The 22,971-nt window shown below is 68.7% G+C and carries 17 protein-coding genes; 14 read left to right on the forward strand and 3 right to left on the reverse strand.

Annotation, left to right across the window (positions count from 1 at the left end):
* Positions 1 to 52 precede the first annotated feature (52 nt).
* Genes F1D05_RS03240 through F1D05_RS03250 form a run of 3 tightly spaced genes read left to right on the forward strand, consistent with a single transcriptional unit; the run spans position 53 to position 3,885 of the window.
* Entirely contained in the window at positions 53 to 3,052 is a 3,000-nt protein-coding gene (locus F1D05_RS03240; protein ID WP_246486821.1) for a toxin glutamine deamidase domain-containing protein, read from the forward strand.
* On the forward strand, positions 3,052 to 3,525 hold the full coding sequence (locus tag F1D05_RS03245; protein WP_185445933.1) for a hypothetical protein: 474 nt from the start codon (positions 3,052 to 3,054) through the stop codon (positions 3,523 to 3,525). Before F1D05_RS03240 ends, F1D05_RS03245 begins: the two co-directional genes overlap by 1 nt.
* A gap of 15 nt (positions 3,526 to 3,540) precedes the next feature.
* On the forward strand, positions 3,541 to 3,885 hold the full coding sequence (locus tag F1D05_RS03250) for a hypothetical protein (RefSeq protein WP_185445934.1): 345 nt from the start codon (positions 3,541 to 3,543) through the stop codon (positions 3,883 to 3,885).
* Positions 3,886 to 3,908: 23 nt separating this feature from the next.
* Here F1D05_RS03250 and F1D05_RS03255 read toward each other — a convergent pair whose 3' ends face one another.
* Positions 3,909 to 4,799, reverse strand: coding sequence for a hypothetical protein (locus F1D05_RS03255; RefSeq protein WP_185445935.1), 891 nt, complete (start codon positions 4,797 to 4,799; stop codon positions 3,909 to 3,911).
* Between the two features lie 101 nt (positions 4,800 to 4,900).
* Here F1D05_RS03255 and eccCa point away from each other — a divergent pair, with 101 nt between their 5' ends.
* From eccCa to F1D05_RS03285, 6 genes are all read left to right on the forward strand, one after another.
* Positions 4,901 to 8,929: a type VII secretion protein EccCa gene (gene eccCa / locus F1D05_RS03260; RefSeq protein WP_185445936.1), complete on the forward strand. Its 4,029-nt coding sequence runs from the start codon at positions 4,901 to 4,903 to the stop codon at positions 8,927 to 8,929.
* On the forward strand, positions 8,926 to 9,339 hold the full coding sequence (locus tag F1D05_RS03265; RefSeq protein ID WP_185445937.1) for a hypothetical protein: 414 nt from the start codon (positions 8,926 to 8,928) through the stop codon (positions 9,337 to 9,339). Before eccCa ends, F1D05_RS03265 begins: the two co-directional genes overlap by 4 nt.
* Positions 9,332 to 10,384: a DUF6177 family protein gene (locus tag F1D05_RS03270; protein ID WP_185445938.1), complete on the forward strand. Its 1,053-nt coding sequence runs from the start codon at positions 9,332 to 9,334 to the stop codon at positions 10,382 to 10,384. Before F1D05_RS03265 ends, F1D05_RS03270 begins: the two co-directional genes overlap by 8 nt.
* 40 nt (positions 10,385 to 10,424) lie before the next feature.
* Positions 10,425 to 11,750 carry a type VII secretion integral membrane protein EccD gene (eccD, locus tag F1D05_RS03275; RefSeq protein ID WP_185445939.1) on the forward strand — a complete coding sequence of 442 codons (1,326 nt, stop codon included), beginning with the start codon at positions 10,425 to 10,427 and terminating at the stop codon, positions 11,748 to 11,750.
* A 9-nt stretch (positions 11,751 to 11,759) separates the two neighbouring features.
* Positions 11,760 to 13,385: a MinD/ParA family ATP-binding protein gene (locus F1D05_RS03280; RefSeq protein ID WP_185445940.1), complete on the forward strand. Its 1,626-nt coding sequence runs from the start codon at positions 11,760 to 11,762 to the stop codon at positions 13,383 to 13,385.
* Between the two features lie 118 nt (positions 13,386 to 13,503).
* Positions 13,504 to 14,025, forward strand: a complete 522-nt coding sequence (locus F1D05_RS03285) for a Rieske (2Fe-2S) protein (RefSeq protein ID WP_185445941.1) — start codon at positions 13,504 to 13,506, stop codon at positions 14,023 to 14,025.
* 60 nt (positions 14,026 to 14,085) lie between these two features.
* Here F1D05_RS03285 and F1D05_RS03290 read toward each other — a convergent pair whose 3' ends face one another.
* On the reverse strand, positions 14,086 to 15,330 hold the full coding sequence (locus F1D05_RS03290) for a S8 family peptidase (RefSeq protein ID WP_246486390.1): 1,245 nt from the start codon (positions 15,328 to 15,330) through the stop codon (positions 14,086 to 14,088).
* Between the two features lie 318 nt (positions 15,331 to 15,648).
* On the opposite strand from F1D05_RS03290, the gene uvrC reads away from it, so the two are divergent.
* The 3 genes from uvrC to F1D05_RS03305 are packed head-to-tail and all read left to right on the forward strand — an operon-like array spanning position 15,649 to position 19,525.
* A complete protein-coding gene (gene uvrC / locus F1D05_RS03295) occupies positions 15,649 to 17,688 on the forward strand; it encodes an excinuclease ABC subunit UvrC (RefSeq protein WP_185445943.1) in 2,040 nt (679 codons plus the stop codon).
* A 21-nt stretch (positions 17,689 to 17,709) separates the two neighbouring features.
* A complete protein-coding gene (gene rapZ, locus F1D05_RS03300) occupies positions 17,710 to 18,576 on the forward strand; it encodes an RNase adapter RapZ (RefSeq protein WP_185445944.1) in 867 nt (288 codons plus the stop codon).
* A gap of 7 nt (positions 18,577 to 18,583) precedes the next feature.
* Complete coding sequence (locus tag F1D05_RS03305) at positions 18,584 to 19,525, forward strand: gluconeogenesis factor YvcK family protein (protein WP_185445945.1); 942 nt, start codon at positions 18,584 to 18,586, stop codon at positions 19,523 to 19,525.
* Between the two features lies 1 nt (position 19,526).
* Here F1D05_RS03305 and F1D05_RS03310 read toward each other — a convergent pair whose 3' ends face one another.
* Positions 19,527 to 20,630, reverse strand: a complete 1,104-nt coding sequence (locus F1D05_RS03310; RefSeq protein WP_185445946.1) for an RNA polymerase sigma factor — start codon at positions 20,628 to 20,630, stop codon at positions 19,527 to 19,529.
* 223 nt (positions 20,631 to 20,853) lie between these two features.
* Here F1D05_RS03310 and whiA point away from each other — a divergent pair, with 223 nt between their 5' ends.
* Positions 20,854 to 21,837, forward strand: coding sequence for a DNA-binding protein WhiA (gene whiA / locus F1D05_RS03315; RefSeq protein ID WP_132191256.1), 984 nt, complete (start codon positions 20,854 to 20,856; stop codon positions 21,835 to 21,837).
* A gap of 124 nt (positions 21,838 to 21,961) precedes the next feature.
* Positions 21,962 to 22,966: a type I glyceraldehyde-3-phosphate dehydrogenase gene (gap, locus tag F1D05_RS03320; RefSeq protein WP_185445947.1), complete on the forward strand. Its 1,005-nt coding sequence runs from the start codon at positions 21,962 to 21,964 to the stop codon at positions 22,964 to 22,966.
* The last annotated feature ends 5 nt before the right edge of the window (positions 22,967 to 22,971 follow it).

Here is a 22,971-nt window from a genome sequence, read left to right on the forward strand (position 1 = left end):
CCCGACCCGGGGCGCGGACACCCCGCCGGTGGTTCCGCCGGTCATGCCGGGGATGCACGGACCGGGACACACGCCTGGAACGCACTCTCCTGGCGGGCACCGTCCGGACGGCCGCCACCGGGACGGAGACGGCCCCGACCGTACGCCGAACGATCCGCGGCGCGACCCGTCCCAGCGTCCCCGCGACCCGAACGCGGACCAGCCGCGCACCGGCGCGGACCAGCCACACGGCACGACCCCGCACCAGCCCAACGCGCCGCACCAGCCGAACGCGCCGCATCAACCGAACGCGCCGCACCAGCCCAACGCACCGCATCAACCCAATGCACCACAGCCGCCCGTGCCGCATCAGCCGCCGCAGGGGCCTTCGGGTGCGCCTGGCCAGCACCGGCACGACGTCGAGCCGAACCGGTACCACACCGGGGATCAAGACGGCTCGCTCACCGACCGGCACCAACGGGACGTCGGTGACCCGCCGGTCCGGAACGTCAAGAAGTGGATCAAGTCCGCCAACCCGTTCTTCAAGACCAAGCACCCGGCGTTCCGCAACAACTGCGGTGACTCCAGCCGTTCCTTCGCCGACACCCTGCAGGGCCGCGAGCCGCGGTTGGCCAACGGTGACTTCAGGATCCCGCCGGGCGAACGCCGGGAGATGTACGAGAACACCGGTATCCAGCCGGAGGCGATCCAGGTGCCCGGGGCGAAGAACTCCCGGGAGTACACCGACGGTGCGCTGAAGGCGATCGAGGACAGCCTGGCCGGCAAGCCGCCGGGTACCGTCGCGGTCGTCGGCGGCGCGTGGCACCGGGGTCCGCTGCCGGACGGCAGTCTGCCGCCGGGCAGTGGTCACTGGTTCAATGCCTTCGTCGACCAGAAGGGCCGGGTCCGCTGGGCCGATGCCCAGAGTGGGAAGACCGGCGCGTGGCCGCCGAAGTACGGCAACGGCAAGGCGACCTTCGACGAGCTCGAGGTGATAACCCGCGAGCCAGGCGGCTCATGGACCTCGCCCGCGGCCCCCGGACACCCGGTCAACGCCACCCCGCCACCCCCGCACCAGCCGGGTCCGTACAACCCCCCGGCCCCGCAACACCCGGTACCGAACAACCCTTACCAGCCAGGCCCGCACAACCCGACCCCGCAACAGCCGGTACAGCACAACCCGTACCAGCCGGGCCCGCACAATCCGACCCCGCAACAGCCGGTACAGCACAACCCGTACCAGCCAGGTCCCCACAACCCGACCCCGCAACAGCCGGTACAGCACAACCCGTACCAACCGGGTCCCCACAACCCGACCCCACAGCAGCCGGTACAGCACAACCCGTACCAGCCAGGCCCCCACAACCCGACCCCGCAACAGCCGGTACCGAACAACCCGTACCAGCCGCAGACCCCGCCGATGCCGCAGCACCCACCTGCGCCGCATCAGCCGCCCACCCCGCAGCACACGCCAACGCAGCCGACGCAACACGCGCCCACCCAGCCGAACCAGCCCGGTCCGCAGCACACGCCGACCCAGCACGCGCCGGATGCACCGCATCCGCACGAGGACGGCAAGGTGCCGGGCGAGGGTGAGATCAACCAGCGTCTGAACCCGGAGCACGCTCCGAGTACGCCGGATGCACCGCACCCGCACCAAGACGGCAAGGTCCCGGGTGAAGGTGACATCAATCAGCGCCTGAACCCGGAGCATGGTCCGACCTCGCCGGAAGCGCGCTCGCCTCAGGCGGATCCGGCTCATCCGCAGGCGGATCCTGCGCACCCGCACGCTGATCCGGCTCACCCGCAGGCGGATCCTGCGCACCCGCAGGCGGACCCAGCACACCCGCAGGCGGACCCAGCACACCCGCACGCGGATCCGGCGCACCCTCAGTCGCACCAGCCGGCTGACGGCGTACCGGCAGCGCACGACCGCGCCCCGGACCCGTCAACCCGGCGGGACAACCCGCCGCCGCCGGACGCCCACGCCCCGCACGATCCCAACCGAATCGAAAACGCCCTCCACCCGGACGGCCCACCGGCTCCGCATGCGCCGCATGATCCGAATCGGATCGAGAACGCCCTGCACCCGGACGGTCCGCCGGCTCCGCATGCGCCGCGTGATCCGAATCGGATTGAGAATGCGTTGCATCCGGACGGTCCGCCGGCTGCGCATGTGCCGCGTGATCCGAATCGGATTGAGAATGCGTTGCATCCGGACGGTCCGCCGGCTCCGCATGCGCCGCGTGATCCGAATCGGATCGAGAACGCCCTGCACCCGGACGGTCCGCCGGCTCCGCATGCGCCGCGTGATCCGAATCGGATTGATCGTCGGCTTAACCCTGAGCGGCCGGTTGATCCGCGGGAGAACTACCGGGTTGAGCAGCGTGCGGAGACTCCGCATGCGCCTGAGAGGCCGGTTGATCCGCGGGAGAACTATCGGGTTGAGCAGCGGCCGGAGAGTCCGCATGCAGCCGAGCGGCCGGTTGAGCCGCGGGACGGGCAGCAAGGTGGGCGGGCTGATGACAGTTTTGGGTCCTCGGAGGAGTGGGAGGCTGGTGATCCGGCATTCGGGGAGACCAAGCGGGACGGGTTCGATCCGGGCTTCCACCACAAGCCGCTCGGTGACGACTTCGGGCCCGGCGTGCATGACCCGGATGGTGCGTTCCAGGACAAGGAACGCGCGATCGCGGACAAGTTCGCCGAGGAGAAGGGCTGGCGGGTGGACGGCCGGCTCGAGGACCACACGGTCGAGGGGCTGAAGAACCCCGAGTGCATGGTCCGCAAGGACCCGGGCGACGCGGGCCGGATCACCGAGTTCAAGACGCTCGACCCGCCGAAGCAGGGATCGAACCCGGTCAACGCGGTGAAGCGGAACATCAACGATGCCAGCCATCAGGTGCCGCCGAACGGCGAGGTCGTGATCGACACCCGCAACATCCCCGGGCTGACCGAAGAAGACGTCCTGCGGGCCTACAAGAAGGCACTCGGCCAGCCGAAGGGCGCCGTCGCCGCGGAGGTCCATATCATCCTCGGCGACGGACGCATCGTGACCTATCGGAAGGAAGGCTGATGGCCGACCGGGAGATTCTCTTCCTGAAGACCGCGGCATCGGTCGAGGACGAAGCCAACCTGCTGCAGGAGATGCTCGAGCTCGAGCCGATCCCGCATCAGGCCGGTGCGGCCGACGACGAGTTCGGCCTGCGCGGCCCGGCCAGGACTGTGGACGGGACGCTCGGCTTCGAGGTACGAGCCAACTCGTACTCCGAGGAAGACCCGGATCCCGAGGACGTCCAGGCGTTCGACGGTTATCCGGTCGAGATCGACATCTGGCTGGGCGGTCGTGGCCCGGCGCAGCAGCAGGAGGGCAGGCTGGTCTTCGATCTGCTGGTCGAGGGCCGGCCGGACGTGCCGATGCTGCTCTGCCACACTCTGGACCGGCTGATCGCCGCGTACCTGCCGGGCCGTGGCGTGTACGAGTTCCCGCCTGATACCTCAGTGGACGCGCCGCATGCGGACCGCTGGAAGGAATGGGTGGCGGAGTGAACGGAAGGACAAGACATGCCTGAGAGCGTTGACCAGGAGCTGCTGGATCGCGCGTATGTGCGGCTGGCCGAGTACCACAACGAGGATCTGCCGGAGGGCATCCCCGCGGCCACCCCGGAGGCGTTCGCGGGCTACCAGGTCACGCCGTACGAGGAGTGGTTGATCTTCAACGCCCCGGACGGTTTCACCAACCAGACCTTCCTGGTCAGTGATCAGATGGTCTACGAGACGCCGGGCTGGGAATCGTACGAGGACGCGCTCGCCGAGGCCCGTGCGCTGAAGGCCGCGGGCGCGACCCGTCGCCCGGAAGAACCGGACGACGACGAAGATGATGACGACGAGGACGAGGACGAGGACTGACCAGTAGTCAGCCGAAAGGCTGGCTAGCGGTTCAGCCAGCGGCGCCAAGCGGGAGTGCGTAGCGGCTTCGGCAGGGTGACGGCGGGGGAGCGGTCCAGGTCAACGGGGACTTCGGCGAGGAGTTCGCCGACCAGCCAGTAGATGCTTGCTGTGCAAGGGTCCGCGGCGTCTGCGTTGGTCTTCGCCACCCAGCGGGCGAACTCGTCGGCTCTGGTCTGCATGTCCGCGCGCCGGTCGACCGGACACGCGGCGAGCAGATCAGTGGCCGGTACTGCGAGCAGCAGCCCGCGTCCGCTGCCAGCTCGTGGCATCAGGCGTTCGTGATCGACCAGAGCCATCCCGACGGACTGGTCGCCGGCCCGGTGCAACACGGACCAAGGCGCATCGGCGACGGGCTGGAACGTCAACCCGGTCAGGCCGTTCAGCGTCAGGTCGAGCCCGGACGGCCGGTCGGGCAGATGCAGTCCGTGCATCACCTGCCGTACCTGGGTCAGCCGCTGCCAGTCCGAACCGCTCTGGATGCCGAACACGATCTCGAAGTACCGGCCGAACGGAACGCTCAGCCCGGCCAGCACGCTGCCGGAAGGATCCGACCAGCCGCGAGGCCGCAGCGTGACCCGTTGGCGCGCGGCGACTTCGCCGTACAGGTGCTCGTCGGTGGCGATGCCGATCTCGTCGACGACGGCGCGGAGCCAGTCGTCGACCGTACGCGGCCACAGGTGATTCGGTTGCTCACGGCATCGGTCGATCAGTTCGACCAGTCCGACCTCGGCACTGGACGACAACCCGCCGCGACTCCAGCGCAGCTTGACGAGTGGGCCCGCCGGGTCGAGTTCGGCGTCCGGCAGCAGTACCGGGAGAAGATCGGCGACCAGGTCCAGCACCTGCCTGCCGTCGAACGGTGTATCGGTCATCAGTGATGAGCTCCGCCTCTACTAGAGTCGCGTGCAGCATGCCATCTGAGGCGTTCACACAGTTCAGTCGAGGGGCCGAGCGGCTCAGCTGAGGAGAGAAAGTGTCGACCCGACTTGTGCACCGCCCGGCGCGGAGCACCAGGAGCATCGACACCGGGCAACCGCGGGTGATCGAAACCCCGCCGCCCGGCGCGCGCGGCAAGGCCGGCGGCAACGCGATGCAGGCGTTGATGCCGGCGGTCGGCGTGCTCGGTTCGGTCGGAATGATGAGCACGATGCGGACCGGCACGTCGGCGGTGATCGGCGTGGGCGTGTTGTTCCTCACGTTGATCGGGACCTTCGGGATGGCGTTCTCGTCCCGCGGCCGGGCCGGCAAGGAGAGCCGCGAACAGCGCAACCGGTACCTCGACTACCTGGAACGGCTCCGCGAGGACTTCGGCAAGATGGAACGCTCCAGCCGCAAGACCGCGCTGGCGCTGAACCCGCCGGCCGATGCGCTGGTGGACTGCGTCCGCGACCCGGCCCGGCTGTGGGAGCGGCGTCGCGGCGACTCCGACTTCCTGCTGGTCCGGTGCGCGACCGGGCGGATGCCGGTGGTGCCCGCGACGCTGGCGGCTTCCGGTTCGATGATGGACCCGCCGGACCCGTTCATGATGGCGGAGGCGGAGGCGCTGGCCCGCCGGTTCGCGTTGATGCCCGACATGCCGTTGACGATCCCGCTGGATCTGGCCGGCAACGTCAGCATCGTTGGCGACCGCGACGGCGTAGTACGGATTGCCAGGGCTCTGATGCTGCAGGCCGCGGTGTTCCATGCGCCGGAGGACCTGGAGATGGCGGCGTGTTTCCCGCCGGCTTCCGTCGAGCAGTGGCAGTGGATCGGCTGGCTGCCGCATGCCGTCGACGCGGACCGTCGCGAAGGTCCGCATCCGTTCCGCCGGATCGCCCAGAAGCCGGATGAGCTGGCTGGTCTGATCAGCGAGGACGTGGCTTCGCGCGCAACGCTGGCGAGCGAGGCGAAGCGCGGCTCGCTCGGCAACGGCGACGCGCGCCGGATGATCCAGCGCATGCTCGTCCTGCACGACACGTACGGCGAGGTTGCCACCGAGGTGGTCACCAACGACGAGACGCTGTCCGTGGGAGACGTGGGTGTGACAGTCCTGCACCTGGTGTCCGACCGGATGCAGGAGCCGAGCAACGTCGCGATCCGGATCACCGTGCAGGAAGGCCAGGTGCTGGTCGAGGACCTGCGCGGCGGCGGCTACATGACCGCAGAGGGGCAGCTGGACGACACCCCGCTGGCCACGGCCGAAGGCCTCGCCCGGTCGCTGGCACCGTTGCGGCTGTCCGAGGAGTCGCTCGAAGAGGACGCCTCGCTCAAAACCATCGACTTCATGAACCTGTTGCAGATCGACGACCCCGGCAACGTGGACCTGGACCGGATGTGGACGCCTCGCAACGAGCGCGCGTTCCTGCGGGTGCCGCTTGGTCTGGACAGCGCCGGTCAGCCGGTCGTGCTCGACCTGAAGGAGTCGGCGCAGCTGGGGATGGGGCCGCACGGTCTCTGCATCGGCGCGACCGGTTCCGGCAAGTCCGAAGTACTGCGAACGCTGGTGATGGGCCTGCTCGCGACGCACTCGCCGGAAGACCTGGCGATGGTGCTGATCGACTACAAGGGTGGTGCGACCTTCGCGCCGTTCGAAGGCGTACCGCACGTGGCCGGCATCATCACGAACCTGGTCGACGACCCGAGCCTGACCGAGCGGGCGTATGCCAGCCTCGCCGGTGAGGTGCAAAGGCGCCAGCAGATGCTGAAGGACGCGGGTAACGTCGCCAACATCACCGACTACCGGTTGCTCCGCAAGCAACAGCCGGACCTTCCGGCGTACCCGCACCTGTTCGTGCTGATCGACGAGTTCGGCGAGCTGCTCACGGCGCGGCCGGACTTCATCGACCTGTTCCTCTCGATCGGCCGCATCGGCCGGTCGATCGGGGTGCACCTGCTGCTGGCCAGCCAGCGGGTCGAGGGCGGCAAGCTGCGCGGTCTGGAGACCTACCTTTCGTACCGGCTCGGTCTGCGGACGTTCTCCGCCGAGGAGAGCCAGACCGTGCTGAACACGCCTGACGCGTTCCACTTGCCGCCGCTGCCGGGCTTCGGGTATCTGAAGGTCGACACGTCCGTGTACCAGCGCTTCCGCGCGGCGTACGTGTCCGGTCCGTACAAGGGCGCTCTGGCCGCTGCTGAGGAGAAGGACAGCGACGGTCCCGCCGTCCGGCCGTACCTCGTCACGCCGTACCAGCAGCCGGATCTGGCAAAGCTGGCTGCTGAGGACGAGAAGGACGAGGACAAGAACGACTCGACCGAGCGGACCACCGGGCCGACTGTGCTCGGTGTGTTCGTCGAGCAGGTGAAGCCGTCGTCGGCGCCGGTGCCGCAGGTGTGGCTGCCGCCGCTGCCGAAGGTCTGCACGCTGGACCAGGTCGGTGGTCCGGTGGACATCGGTCAGCGTGGGCTGCAGTTCGCAGTACCGGCGCCGCCGATGTCTCCCGCGATCGGTGTCATCGACGACCCCCGCAAGCAGACGCAGAGCGTCATGCGACTCGACCTGACCCAGGCAGGTGGACACTGCGCCTTGGTCGGTGGTCCGCAATCGGGCAAGACCACCTTCCTGCGATCGCTGGTGACCTCACTGGCGCACAGTTACACACCGCAGGAAGTCGCGGTCTACGCGATCGACCTGGCCGGTGGTGGTCTGCAGCCGCTCGCCGACCTGCCGCACGTGGGCGGGGTGGCGATCCGGACCGACCGGGAGAAGATCCGCCGGACGCTGGAAGAGGTCCGCGGCATGCTCGACCAGCGCGAGCTGATCTTCCGCGACCGCGGCATCGACACGATGGAACGGCTCCGCTCGATGCACGCGGCGGGCGCCCTACCGGAGTTGCCGGTAGCGGACGTCGTCCTGGTGCTGGACAACTACGGCGCGATCAAGACCACCTTCGAGGACCTCGAGGAGCCGATCGCCGATCTGCTCGGCCGGGGTAGCAGCTACGGCATCCACATCGTCACCACGATGATCCGGTGGACCGACGTACGGATGGCCTCGCAGGCACTGTTCGGCACGGTGCTGGAGCTGCGGCTGAACGACCCGGCCGACTCCAACATCGAACGCCGGCTGCAGGAGACGATGCGGAACGCCGGTCCAGGGCGGGTGCTGATGCCGCGGACCAAGCTGTTCGGCCAGCTCGCGCTGCCGCGGGTCGACAGCCTGTTGCAGGACGACGACCTGAGCGAGGCGATGCAGGGCCAGGCGCTGGCGCTCGCGTCCGCCTGGCAAGGCCCGACCGCGCCCAAGGTCCGGGTGCTGCCGCTGCGGCTGGAGCGCAAGACGCTGCCGAACGCGCAGCAGGAGCCGGTGACCGTGCCGATCGGCATGGACGAGACCCGGATGGCGCCGGTGCTGCTGGACATGTTCGACCGGGACGGCAACCTGGTGATCTTCGGCGACACCAAGTCCGGCAAGACCAACCTGCTGAAGCTGATCATGCAGCAGTTGATCGACCGGTACAGCTCGGACGAGGTCGTGTTCGCGGTGATGGATCCGCGCCGCGGCCTGCGAGGCTTCCTGCCGGAGGCCTACCTCGGCGGCTACGCCACCAGCGGCCGGGTCGGTGCCGGGCTGGCTGCCGGAGTCGCCGGCGAGCTGGAGAAGCGGCTGCCGGACGACTCGAACGAAGGAGCGCCGGTGCCGGTCGCCGGACCGCGCGTGATCGTGGTCGCGGACGACTACGACCTGCTGACCACCGGCGGCCAGGCCCCGATGGATCCGTTCCTGCCCTACATCGCGTCGGGCCGGGACATCAACCTGCACTTCCTGATCGCCCGGCGGGCCGCCGGTGCGAGCAGGGCGATGTACGAACCGTTCCTGACTACCGTGACGGAGTCCGGGACGGCCGGACTGGTGCTGTCCGGCGACCGGACCGAGGGCGCATTGTTCACCGGTGCGACGCCGGGGAACTTCCCGTCCGGCCGTGGATTGTTCGTCCGCCGCGGCGAACGCCCGTTGCTGATCCAGACGGCACTGGCGGACGGAACCGCGAGCACCGAAGACGTAGATGGCGGAGGAGAGCAGTGAGCTACGACGTGGTGGCACTGATCGACGGGCGACCGTCGTACCAGGATGTGCTGGCGGGCATGATGGCCGCCGGGCCGGACTGGCTGGTGCGAGATGTGTCCGACGGCGCGGTACTGCAGCTGTGCAACCCCGACGGGGTGCCGCTTGCCTCGCTGGAGGCGCCGATCCTGATCCAGGTGCCCGGCGAGGTGGAGCGCCTGCTCGGGCCGGAGCTGGCCGGCGTTCCGACACCGGTCTGGTGGGCCGAGGTCCGGGCGAACCCGCAGGAAGGTGGGCCCGAGCTGGCCGACCGGTACGCCGCGGAGCTGGTGAAGCGCCTCGGTGGGCAGGTCTGGAAGCCGGCCCCGCCGCCGTTCGACCCGCCGACCGGACCCGCCGGCGCCGACGTTGCTGGAGGCAACAATGCCTAACCCCGTCGAGCTGAGCCCCGCCATCGATCTGCGGACCGACAAGGTCGTCGTGATCATGCAGGACCGCCCGGTGGTCGGTATGTCCGCCTGGTTGGTGGACGCATTGGCCGCCGCGGAGGCGGCGGGACTCGGCGTGCAGCTGGTCACCCCGGCGACCACGCGGCTGACGTTCGCCGCACGGACGACGCTGCTCAGCGGGTTCAACTCGCGCTGGGTGGTGACCGAGCCGAGCGGCGAGGGCGCTTACGACGGGCTGGGCGGCTCGAAGCTCAAGTGGGACGGCCAGATGTTCCAGGCGGTCGCGGCCGGCGAGCAGGACAAGGTCGACATGAGTCCGACCTTCGTCGCCGTCGATCTCGACCTTCCGTCGCAGCTGATCATCACCGCCCGGGTGCGCTACCAGGCCCTCGAGACGACGGTCGTCGGCCGGGCGGCCGAGCAGCTGTTCAAGGACCTGACCGGTGACGAACCGGCCGGCTGGGGGACCGCCGAGCCGGTGTCGCAGCCGTGGAACGTCAGCCAGCTCACGGCGTACTGCCGGCGCCGGGCCCCGAAGCCGACCTGGCTGTCGGTCGTCGGCGGCAAGGACGGCCTGAGCGCCATGGGTGCGGTGGAGATCCACCGCCGGCCGGCCGGCCTGGAGGAGGTCATCAACCTCGCGGTCGCGACCCCCGGCGGCCTGCCGACGCCGGCAGCGGTCCAGGAGATCGCCGACCGGCTCGCGAACACCTTCACGCTGGTGTCGTTCTTCGCCCAAGGCGCCCGCGGTGGAACCGACACGAACGCGATGCCGCACTGGGTCGGGGTACCGGCACCGATGGCGATGGCCGTCGGTAACGACGCGCTCCGGGGCGAGGGGATGGCCAAGGCGCTGGACCTGACCGGTGTCGCGGAGATCACGCCGGTGAAGATCGGCCCGACCGCCTCGCCGGTGGTCTGGTACCCGATCGGCGACGGCAAGAACCAGCTGGACTGGAACATCTACAGCGCGCTGCTCGGCCGGCTGCTACCGCCGGGGACGCCGACCGGCGTACCGGGTCGCTGAGTAGAAGAACTGCTGAAATGACGATCAGAGAGGTGTACAGGTGGCTGCGGTCTACAGCCGGGTGACCATCATCGGCCGGCAACGCCAGATGGACGCCGTACTGCCGGTGGACGAGCCGCTGGGCAGGTTGATGCCGGACCTGTTGCGGATGCTCGGCGAGCCGGTCGATCCGTCCCCTCGGCGCCGGTACCTGACCACGCCGACCGGCCAGACGGTCTCGCTCGAGCTCACCCTGGGCTCGGCGCAGATCGGCGACGGTTCCGTCCTGCGGCTCGCGGCCGAGGGCGAGGTGCCGCCGCCGCCGACCGTGTACGACGTGGTCGAGGAGACGGTGGACGACCTCGAGCGGCGGGGCACCATCTTCCAGCGCAAGCATCGGCACTGGGCCGCGGGCGCCGCTCTGATCTTCGCCCTGCTGGCCGGTGCGATCGCGCTGGCCAGGGCGGTCGACGGTGACGTGGCTGCCTTCGTGTTGCTGGTCGTGGCGATCATCACCGGTCTCGGTGGTGTCGTGCTCGGTCGGTCCGGTCAGAAGACGATCGCGATCACCTTGCTGATCGTGACACCGGTCCTGCTCGCGATCGTGGCCTGGACCCTCGGCAGCTCCGAGGACTGGTCGGCGCCGATGCGGGCCGGGATCGTCGCGCTCGGACTGGCGCTCGGGCCGCTGCTGTTCGCGATGGCAGGGCTGGCCGGTGGCGGTCTGGTCGGTGGCGGTACGGCGATGATCTTCGCGGTGATCTGGATCATCGGGGTGGCAGCCGGAGTGTCCAGCGAGAAGCTGAGCGCGCTGGTGGCTGTGGTGGCGGTTCTGCTGCTCGGCGTGCTGCCGCGCCTGGCGCTGTCGATGTCCGGGCTGACCGCGCTGGACGACAGGCGATCGAGCGGCAACGAGATCGGCCGCCCGGATGTCGAGTCGGCGCTGAACGCCGCGCATGTGGGTCTGGCGCTCTCCGCGACGGCTATCGCGCTGTGGTCCGCTGCTGCGGGCGTAGTACTGGCGCTGCACGGTTCCGCTTGGACTGTGGCCATTGCTGCCCTGCTGGCGTTCCTTCTTTGCGCGCGGTCGAGGCTGTACCCGCTGGCAGCGGAGGTGCTCGGGCTGTTCGCAGCGGCCGGCGTTGTGGTCGCCGCGCTGGTCCAGGATCTGTCCCAGCGATCGGTGGGTGGCACACTTGTGGCAGTCGGGCTACTGGTGGTGGTGGCGATGGTCGGTGCGTTCGGCCTGAGCTGGACACCGCAGGATCACGTGCAGGTCCGGCTCGGACAGGTCCTGGACCAGGTGCAGGTGCTGGCCGTCGTAGCGCTGGTACCGCTGACCCTCGGAGCGTTCGGGGTGTTCAGTGGGCTGCTCAAAGTCTTCTGATCGGATGGTATGACCGGGCCGAACTGGCAGGCGGACATGATGAACCGCCTCGACGACGATTCCGCGGCGGGTGCTCAACCCGCCGCCCCGGTTGTCCCTACACCCGAGCCGGTCGCGCCTGAGCCTGCTCCGACGATGCCGCCGCCCCCTCCGCCTACGGGCGAAGGGTGGGCCGGGCATCAGCAGCAGGCACCGCAGTACCAGCAGCCTGGGTATCAGCAGTACCCGCCGCCGCAGCAGTATCAGCAGCAGCCGCAATACCCGCAGCAGCAGCCGCCGGCGCAGTACCCGGCCCAGCAGTACCAGCAGCCGCAGTACGAGCAGCAGCAACCGCCGTACGGGCCGCCGCCGCAGGTGCCGCCTGCGCCGTACCAGCAGCCTTACGCCGAGCAGTACCCGCCGCAGCAGCAGTACCAGGCCCCGCAGTACTACGACCCGCAGCAGCAGCAAGGCTGGCAGCAGCCTGCTCCTCAACAGCAGCAATGGGAACCCCAGCAGCACTGGGAGCAGCCACCGCAGCAGTGGGAGCAGCCGCCTGCACAGCAGCAGTGGGAGCAACCTCCGGCACCGCTGGAGCAATCGCAGCAGTGGGTGCAGCCGCCGCCACCGCAGCAGCCGCCCCTGCAGTGGGAGCAGCCTCAGCAGCAGTGGGATCAACCGGTGCAGCAGTGGGAGCAGCCTGCGGCCGGTGACGGCAGCTGGAACGTCCCCCAGGAGCAGGAGACCGGCGGCTGGAACGAGCCCGCACCCGACGGCGGTCCGGGATCGCACGCCTACACACCTGCCTACCAGGACCCGCTGGCAGGACCGTTGCCTGCGGCAAGCGGTTCGGTAGGGCTGCAGCACGAGGATCCCTCCGGCGGCTTCCTCCGCAAGATCGGCCGGTTCGCGGCGGAGGCGGCGTACATCGCCGGTGCCTCCGGCCGGATGCAGCGCGACGTCGAGAACATCGCGATCATCCGCCGCCCGATCGGTATCGGCCGGATGATCGGAATCATCGGACCCGTCCCGCAGAGCGGTACGTCGACCGTCACCGCGTTGCTCGCGGACGCGATCTCGTCGCAGCGCGGCGACCTGGTGCTTGCCGTAGACGCCTTCCCGCAGGAGGGCAAGCTGACTCATCGGCTCGACCAGGGCATCGCGAACACGCCTGGTTCACGGGTCCAGTTGGCCAGAGCCGAGCCGACCGCCGACGCGATCAGCGACGTACTGGCGGCCCGGAACGTCGGCGGCGCCAACCAGATCCCGCTGTCACTGGTGGACTGCCCCGCAGGGCTGTTCGAGGAGGCCACCGGGTACGTCGCGGGCGCCGCGCACGCCGTCGCGCTCGTCATCCCGTCGTCCCGCGACGATGCGCTGACCAGCATCAACCTGCTCGACCAGCTGACCACGGATGGTCAGCAGGTGCTGGTCGACAGGGGACTGGTGATCATCGCCGAGAACGTTGCCGACGACCCCGAACCGGTCCGCTGGCTGCAGTCGGCTATCGCGGACCGCGGGCTCGGCTATGTCGTGCTCCCGTACGACGCGCATCTGGCCCGCGCCTGGCCGCTCCAGCCTGAACGGCTCGACCCGGCCACCCGCCGCGCGGTGCTCGAACTCGCGGCTCGCCTGGTTCAACGCGCCACTCGCTGAACCGTTCGGCCGTTCTGCTCGTTCCATCGGTTGTGGCCCGCATTTGGGCCGATCGGATAGAACAGCATGTAGCAAAGCGTTCAACTACTTTCCAGCAGGCTCTTGGAGGTCCAGATTCATGAGCGACGACAGTACGGCTGAACTCACCCGGGCGATCGACACGCTGCGGGACCGGCGAGCGGTGCTTCGCGGTGCCGCGGTGGCAGGTCTCGCCGGGGTGGGGGTGCCGCTGCTCGCGGCGTGCGGTGACGACGGCGATGCCGGCGGCGCGGCGTCCACTCCCACCTCCGCGCCCAGTTCGGCGCCGACCTCGGCGCCGTCGTCCAGCGCCCCGCCGAGCGGCGGGGGACCGGTGCTCGGTCCGGTCTCCGACGTGCCGGTCGGTGGTGGCAAGGTCTTCAACGACGCGAAGATCGTGGTGACCCAGCCGACCGCTGGTCAGTTCAAGGCTTTCACCGCGGTCTGCACGCACGCGGGCTGCCTGGTGGCGAAGGTCGAGAACAACACCATCGACTGCCCGTGCCACGGCAGCAAGTACAGCGTCACCGACGGCAGCGTCGTGGGCGGCCCCGCGCCGGCGCCGCTCGCGGCCGTCAACGTCACCGTCGACGGCGGCAACATCGTCGGCCCTGCCGCCTGACGTTCACACGCGAAAGCCCTCGGTCAGGTGGTGGCCGGGGGCTTCGCTTGCCGTGAAGTGTCAGCGCCGTGCGGCGGCCGGGTCGACCTTGCCGACGAAGAGCAGCTTGTTCGGCGAGTCGGTGCCCGGGTCGTCGACCTTGTCCGAGGTCGCCGCGCCGACCAGCGCCGTGGCCACGTCAGCCGGCTTCGCGTCCGGGTGGGCGCTCAGGTAGAGGGCGATTCCGCCGGCCACATGCGGCGTCGCCATCGACGTACCGCTCATCTTGGCCGTCGCGTCCGGTGCCGTGATGCCGACCGACTCGATGTCGACGCCCGGACCGAAGACGTCCACACACTTGCCGAAGTTGGAGAAGGTCGCCTTGGCATCCTTGTCGTCGGTGGCGCCGACCGTGATCGCGTCCGGCTGGTCGGCCGGCGAGCTGCCACAGGCGTCGGAGCCATCGTTGCCGGCAGCAACGGCATAGGTGACTCCGGAGTCGATCGAGGCCTTCACCGCCGCGTCGAGGGCCGCGTCGGTGCCGCCACCCAGGCTCATGTTGGCCACGGCGGGCTTCTTGGCGTTCTTGGTGACCCAGTCGATGCCGCCGACGACACTCTCGGTCGTCCCCGACCCGTTGCAGTCGAGCACCCTGACCGCGATGATCTTGGCACCCTTGGCCAGGCCGAAGTTCGTACCGGCGATGGTGCCGGCGACGTGGCTGCCGTGGCCCATGCAGTCGACGCCGTTCTGGCCGTCGCCGACCGTGTCGGTGCCGACCGACGCGCGCCCGCCGAAGTCCTTGTGCTCGGCATAGATACCGGTGTCGATCACGTAGACGTTCACGTTGTCAGCCGTCGCGGACGGCTCGAACTTCTTGTCCAGCGGCAGATCCCGCTGGTCGGTCCGGTCCAGACCCCACGCCGGGTCGTCCTGGTTCGCGGTCACCTTCTGGTTCTGCTGTACGAACGCGACCCGGGTGTCACCGGCCATCTTCGTCGCCTGCTCCTCGGTCATGTTCGCCGAGAAACCCTTGATGGACGAGCTGAACTGCCGCCGTACCTTGACGTCGTACGACGTCGCCAGGCTTTGGGTGGTCGCCCGCGTCGCCGCGGCCGAACGGTTGCCGGCGAAGACCACCACATAGCTGCCGGGGATCGCGGTCGGGCTGCCCGCGCCGCGGATAGTGGCGCCGGCCTTGGCCGGTGGGGCCTCACTGGCGGATGCGGTGGTCACCAGGCCGGTCACAGCCAGGCCGGTAGCGGCGGCGACGCCTAGTGCCCCGTGTCGGAAGTTCCGTTGCGCTACCGGCGCCCAGGCACGCACCTCGCGGCCTTTCCTCCGCCACCGCGAGGCACGCACCTGATCACCGCTATCGCTAACGGAACTTCCGACACGGGGCACTAGTACTGCGCGTAGCCGACGTGATGTGGCCAATGGGTTCATGGGCGGAACTCCCTCGAGTCAGCGCGCGGCCCGGTTGCCTCACGCTCGGTCGTGCTCAACCACCCTGAGTGACAGGCTAGGTTCCACGCTCATCCCAACCTGGGATCAAACGAGCGATATGGGGCAAGCCGCAACATGACCTTTGCGCGATCGCAAGGTGGGTCCGGACTTGTCGGCGCCGCGAACTAGGCTGACCAGGTGGCTGATCCTTCCTCCTACCGCCCCGCGCCGGGCTCGATTCCAGATTCCCCTGGGGTGTATCGCTTCAGCGATGCCTCCGGCCGGGTGATCTACGTCGGCAAGGCGAAGAACCTGCGCGCCCGGCTGTCGTCGTACTTCCAGGACCTGGTGAACCTGCATCCGCGGACCCAGTCGATGGTGACGACGGCCGCGAAGGTCGACTGGACGGTGGTGGCCAACGAGGTCGAGTCGCTGCAACTGGAGTACTCCTGGATCAAGGAGTACGACCCGCGCTTCAACGTGAAGTACCGCGACGACAAGTCGTACCCGTGGCTCGCGATCTCGATGAACGAGGACTATCCGCGGGTGATGGTCGGCCGCGGTCCGAAGAAGAAGGGCGTCCGGTACTTCGGTCCGTACAGCCACGCCTGGGCGATCCGGGAGACCGTCGACCTACTGCTCCGGGTGTTCCCGATGCGCTCGTGCAGCAAGGGCGTCTTCAACCGGCACCGCCAGATCGGCCGGCCCTGCCTCCTCGGCTACATCGGCAAGTGCGCCGCGCCCTGCACGGGTCAGGTGAGCCAGGAGGAACACCTCAAGATCGTCGAGGACTTCTCGGCGTTCCTGTCCGGCCAGACCGCGACGTACGTGCGCCGGCTGGAGAAGGAGATGAAGGCGGCGGCGGCCGAGCTCGAGTACGAACGGGCCGCCAAGATCCGCGACGACCTGGGCGCGCTGGAGAAGGCGCTCGCGAAGAACGCGGTCGTGCTCGGCGACGGCACGGACACCGATGTCGTGGCGTTGTCGGAGGACCCGCTCGAAGTCGCGGTACAGATCTTCTATGTGCGCGGCGGGCGAATCCGTGGCCAGCGCGGCTGGATCGCCGACAAGGCCGACGGTACGGCGACGACCGCGGACCTGGTCGAGCGATTCATCCAGCAGATGTACGCCGCGGAGTCCGCCGACACGATTCCGCGCGAGATCCTGGTGCCGACGCTGCCGGAGGACCTGGACGCGCTGACCGACTGGCTGTCGGGGCTGCGCGGTTCGCGGGTCGCGATCCGGGTCCCGCAGCGCGGTGACAAGAAGGATCTGATGGCGACGGTGGAGCGGAACGCGCTGCAGACGTTGACCATGCACAAGACCAAGCGGGCCAGCGATCTGACCACTCGCAACCTTGCGCTGGAGGAGATCCAGACCGCGCTCGAGTTGCCGGAGGCGCCGCTCCGGCTGGAGTGCTACGACGTGTCCAACCTGCAGGGCACCGAGGTGGTCGCGTCGATGGTCGTCTTCGAGGACGGGTTGCCGCGCAAGTCGGAGTACAGGCGGTTCATCATCAAGGGTGTCGAGGGGCAGAACGATGTCGCCTCGATCGCGGAGGTGCTGACCCGGCGGTTCAAGCGACTGCTGGACGAGCGGGCCTCGACCCCGGAGGGCGAGGATCCGACCGCGAACCTGATCGACCCGGAGACCGGGCGGGCGAAGAAGTTCGTCTACGCGCCGGGGCTGGTGGTCGTCGACGGTGGTCCGCCCCAGGTGGCGGCGGCCCGGCAGGCGATGGACGAGCTCGGGCTCGGCGACATCCCGGTCTGCGGCCTGGCCAAGCGGCTGGAGGAGGTCTGGCTCCCCGACGACGAGGACCCGGTGATCTTCTCCCGTACTTCGGAAGGCCTGTACCTGCTGCAGCGCCTTCGCGACGAGGCCCACCGGTTCGCGATCACGCATCACCGTAACCGGCGGTCCAAGTCGATGGTTGAGAGTGTGCTGGACGAGGTACCGGGGCTGGGCGAGGTCCGCCGCAAGACGCTGTTGCGGCACTTCGGTTCGCTGCGGAAGCTTCGCCAGGCGTCGGTCGACGAGGTCGCCGAGCTGCCCGGATTCGGACGTCGGACCGCCGAGTCCGTTGTACTCGCGGTGAACTCGGCGGCAACCAAGGCCGACTCCGGGCGTGCTCCTTCGGTGAACACGGCCACCGGCGAGATACTGGACGAGGACGTCATGCCGGCCGGCGTGACTGACGGGGATCTGGCCGCGGCCGATCGCCCGGACGGGGATTGAACCGGGGAGAACTGAGAACTGATGGACGAGTCGAGCGGCAACCTCATCATCGTGTCCGGGATGTCCGGCGCGGGACGGAGTTCGGTCGCGGACGTACTGGAGGACCTCGGCTGGTTCGTGGTCGACAACCTGCCACCGATGTTCCTGACCACCATCGTCGAGCAGGTCGTCGGCACCGGGGCCTCGCCCCGGCTGGCGATCGTCGTCGACGTCCGGACCGGCTCGTTCTTCGACGAGCTCGGGTCGGCGCTGGAGGATCTGCGGACGAAGGGGTACCGGCCGCTGACCTTGTTCCTGGAGGCGTCCGACGACGTCATCGTGCGGCGGCAGGAGAGCGTCCGGCGGCCGCACCCGTTGCAGGGTGACGGCCGGCTACTGACCGGGATCGAGCGCGAACGCGAACTGCTGGGCGACATCCGGGCCGGCGCCGACCTGGTGATCGACACCTCGAACCTGAACATCCACCAGCTCGCGGCGCGGATCGTGAACGCCTTCGGTGACGAGGAGAAGATCGAGCTGCGGGCCACCGTGGTGTCGTTCGGCTTCAAGTACGGCATCCCGGTCGACGCCGACGTGGTGGCGGACATGCGGTTCGTGCCGAACCCGTTCTGGCAGCCCGACCTGCGCCCGATGACCGGCCAGGACAAGGCTGTGTCAGACTTCGTGCTCGGTCATCCGCTGGCCCAGCAGTTCCTGCAGAATTATGTGGACGTGCTGGACACGCTGCGGACCGGCTATCTGAACGAGGGCAAGCGGTTCGTCACGGTCGCGATCGGCTGCACCGGTGGGAAGCACCGGAGCGTCGCGATGGCCGAGGAGATCGCGAAGAGGCTGCGGGAGAAGGGTTCACCGACCTTGGTCGTGCACAGGGATCTGGGGCGGGAGTGACTGCTTAGTGTCACGAGCTCCACGGGTCGTCGCGCTGGGTGGTGGGCACGGCCTGGCCGCCTCACTGTCCGCCCTGCGCCACGTCACGGACCAGCTGACCGCGGTCGTCACCGTGGCGGACAACGGTGGCTCCTCCGGGCGGCTCCGGCGCGAGCTCGGCGTGCTGCCGCCGGGTGATCTCCGGATGGCGCTGGCCGCCTTGTGCCGCGACGACGAGTGGGGCCGGACGTGGGCGAGCGTGCTCCAGCACCGGTTCCGCAGCGACGGCGAGCTGCACGACCACGCGGTCGGCAATCTGCTGATCGTCGCGTTGTGGGAGCTGCTCGGCGAGGCTGTCGACGGGCTCGACTGGGTGGGCAGACTCCTTGGCGCTCAAGGTCGCGTGCTGCCGATGTCGGCTGTGCCGCTGGACATCACCGCGCGGGTGATCGGCCTGGATCCGCTTTATCCCGAGGTGATCACCGAGATCCGCGGTCAGGCGGAGGTGGCGACGACCGAAGGCAAGGTGGTCGACGTCGCGCTCGACCCGGCCGATCCGCCGGCCTGCCCGGAAGCGCTGGTCGCGATCGCCGAGGCCGACTGGGTCGTGGTCGGGCCCGGGTCCTGGTTCACCTCGGTGATCCCGAACCTGCTGGTGCCGGCGCTGGCTCAAGGTTTGCAGGCGACGAACGCGCGCCGGGTGGTGACGCTGAACCTGGGCGAACAGAAGGGTGAGACCGATGGCTTCTCACCGGAGACGCATCTCGAGGTGCTCGCCGCACACGCCCCCGAACTCCGCATCGACGTGGTCCTCGCCGACTCCGGTCACGTCCCCGACCCGGCCTCGTTACGCCGTACGGCGAACTCCCTGGGCGCGGAGCTGGTGATCGCCGACATCGCTGACGACCACCAGCACCTCCACCACGACCCCACCAAACTCGCCAAGACCTACCGCGAGATCTTCGAGTAGGTCACGTCGGGAACACCGGCTGGTGCGGCTCGATGTGGTCGAGCTTGCAGTGCGCGTTCTGGGTGCAGACCGGTGGCTTGGGCGCCGGGTTGTCCGGGTTCGAATCGAACCTGGCGATCTCTTTGCCGTTGATGCCGTAGTAGATCGCCCAGATCGGCTTGTTCGGCAGGTAGTTGACGTGCTCGCGCGTGACCCACAGGAACCAGCCGTTCTTGGTGGTGGCCACGGATCGGGTGCCGTCCGGTAGCGCGAAGACGATCTTGTCCACATCTGCGGGCACCTGGCCCCACGCGCCGTTGGGCCACGTCGTCACGCGGTAAGGCTGCTCCGCGAACCACTTGGTCGCTTCGCGGTTGTACGTGTCGTGAGGTGCGCCCTTGCCGCTGTTGTAAGCGCAGAAGGTGTACCGCTGGCGGTCGGGGGAGAGCAGGATCGCCCTGAACCACTGGGCCTGTCCCTGGCTGACCTCGACGGACCAGTTGGTCACGGCATCCGTGCCACCACCGGCCTTGTTCCCGGTCCCGTCGCGGACAGAGGAGTCCTGGGCATTGCACAGCGCGCGGATCTGCGCGGTGGTGAAGTTGGTCGCGGCCGGTGGTTGCTCCACCCAGGTGATCTGCGTGGCGGCCTTGGCGGTGACCGTGCTGGTCGGGCCGGAGGCGGGCTGCATCCCTCCGCCGTTGTTCCTCGCCACGTCACCGCCGGTCCATACAGCGACGGCGGTCACGAAAGCGCCGGCGGTGACCGCACCGGCTGTCACCACCCCGGCCCGCCGAAGACGCTGCCCGCGCCGGCCACGCCGGTTGTCGATGGCGCTTTGCTGATCGGCGACCGGCTGCCCCGGCAACTCGTCGATCAGGTGCTCGCGACGCCAAGGTCGCTTGGCCTGGTCGAGCACCACCGACACGACCGCTTTGTGGGCGTAGGTGTTCAGCCCGCCGCTGTGGTCCAGCCGGGACCACGCCTTGTAGACCCGCACCAACGCGTCCTGGGCCGCATCCTCGGCCCGATGCCAGTCGCCGCACATCAGATAGGCGGTCCGCCGCAACCGGCGTACGGCCGCCGTGGTGAACTCGGTGAAATCTGGTTCGTCGCGTCTTCGCATCCATTGCTCCTCTCGGTTCTTCGAGGGAGGAACGACATCGGCGGCCGAAAAGGTTGCTGCCGGGCCGTAACCGGTACAGGGGTCGGAGAGTTGGACCCATGCGGCCACGAGAGCCTTTGACGGCTCTCGGCTGGGCGGGTTCTGTGGTTGTTTGTACTGACAGCCCTTTGTAGTTTGTCCGTCGAACATGAGGGTCTTTGACAGCAGTGGGAGGATTCACTACATGGCGATGACAGCACAGGTGAAGTCCGAGTTGACCAGTATCCAGGTCACAAAACCCTGCTGCCGCAAGGCCGAGGTCTCTTCCGTACTACGGTTCGCCGGCGGTCTGCACCTCGTCTCCGGCCGGATCGTGGTCGAGGCCGAGCTGGACAGCGGCGCGGCGGCCCGTCGGCTTCGCAAGGACATCGCAGAGATCTTCGGGCACCCGTCGGACGTGGTGGTGATCTCCCCGTCCGGGATCCGCAAGCAGACGAAGTACGTAGTACGGGTTGTTCGTGACGGTGATGCGCTGGCGCGTCAGACCGGGCTCGTGGACAACCGCGGCCGTCCGGTGCGCGGACTTCCCCCAGCAGTCGTCTCAGGCGCCTCCTGCGACGCCGTGGCGGCTTGGCGCGGTGCCTTCCTCGCGCACGGCTCCCTGACCGAGCCCGGCCGTTCCTCGTCGCTCGAGGTGACCTGCCCTGGTCCGGAGGCGGCACTTGCCCTGGTCGGTGCGGCTCGTCGGCTGGGAATCGGTTCGAAGGCCCGCGAGGTCCGCAATGTGGACCGCGTTGTGATCCGCGACGGCGACGCGATCGGCGCGCTGCTGACCCGGCTCGGGGCGCACGAGTCTGTGCTCGCCTGGGAAGAGCGCCGGATGCGCCGCGAAGTACGGGCGACGGCGAACAGGCTGGCCAACTTCGACGACGCGAACCTGCGCCGGTCCGCACGGGCGGCCGTCGCTGCCGGTGCACGGGTCGAGCGCGCGCTGGAGATCCTTGGCGACGACGTGCCGGATCACCTGCAGGTGGCGGGAAAACTGCGGCTGGAGCACAAGCAGGCCAGCCTCGAGGAGCTCGGTCAGCTGCACGAGCCGGCACTGACCAAGGACGCGGTGGCGGGCCGGATCCGCCGGCTGCTGGCGATGGCCGACAAGCGCGCCGCCGACCTCAACATCCCCAACACCGAGGCCAACCTCACCCCGGACATGCTCGATCCGGCCTGAGCATGGTCCGATGCCGGTCCCGGTGGTCTGCTGTGGATAGCACCAGTGGGCCGGGTGGGCACTTGGGCTAGTGTTTCGGGTGTAGCGGCAGTGCTCGAAAGCTAGTTTGAGGAGACGTAGTCCCGTGACCGTTCGCGTAGGTATCAACGGCTTCGGCCGGATCGGCCGTAACTTCTTCCGCGCCGTTCAGGCGTCCGGTGCCGACATCGAGGTCGTCGCCGTCAATGATTTGACCGACAACCAGACCCTCGCCCACCTGCTGAAGTACGACTCGATCCTGGGCCGTTTCCCGGGCGACGTGACCGCGACCGACACCGACATCAGCGTCGGCGGCCACACCTTCAAGGCGTTCGCCGAGCGGGACCCCGCCAACCTCAAGTGGTCTGATGTGGGCGCCGACGTGGTGATCGAGTCCACCGGCTTCTTCACCGACGCCACCAAGGCCAAGACGCACGCCGACAACGGCGCCAAGAAGGTCATCATCTCCGCCCCGGCGAAGAACGAGGACCTGACCATCGTGATGGGCGTCAACCACGAGCTGTACGACGCCGACCAGCACACGGTCATCTCCAACGCGTCCTGCACGACGAACTGCCTCGCCCCGATGGCCAAGGCCATCCACGACGAGTTCGTCATCCAGCAGGGCCTGATGACCACGATCCACGCGTACACCCAGGACCAGAACCTGCAGGACGGCCCGCACAGCGACCTGCGTCGCGCCCGCGCCGCGGCCATCAACATCGTGCCGACCTCGACCGGTGCCGCGAAGGCGATCGGCCTGGTCCTGCCCGAGCTCAAGGGCAAGCTGGACGGCTACGCGCTGCGCGTCCCGGTCCCGACCGGCTCGGCCACCGACCTGACCATCACCGTCGGCCGTGAGACCTCGGTCGAAGAGGTCAACGCCGCCGTCAAGGCAGCTGCCGAGGGTGCGCTCAAGGGCTACCTGCGGTACACCGAGGACCCGATCGTGTCGAGCGACATCGTCACCGACCCGGCCTCCTGCATCTTCGACGCCGGCCTCACCAAGGTGCTCGGCAACCAGGTGAAGGTCGTCGGCTGGTACGACAACGAGTGGGGTTACTCCAACCGCCTCGTCGACCTGGTCAACTACGTCGGCGCCTCGCTCTGACGTTT

The organism is Kribbella qitaiheensis (genome assembly GCF_014217565.1).
Taxonomy (GTDB): domain Bacteria; phylum Actinomycetota; class Actinomycetes; order Propionibacteriales; family Kribbellaceae; genus Kribbella; species Kribbella qitaiheensis_A.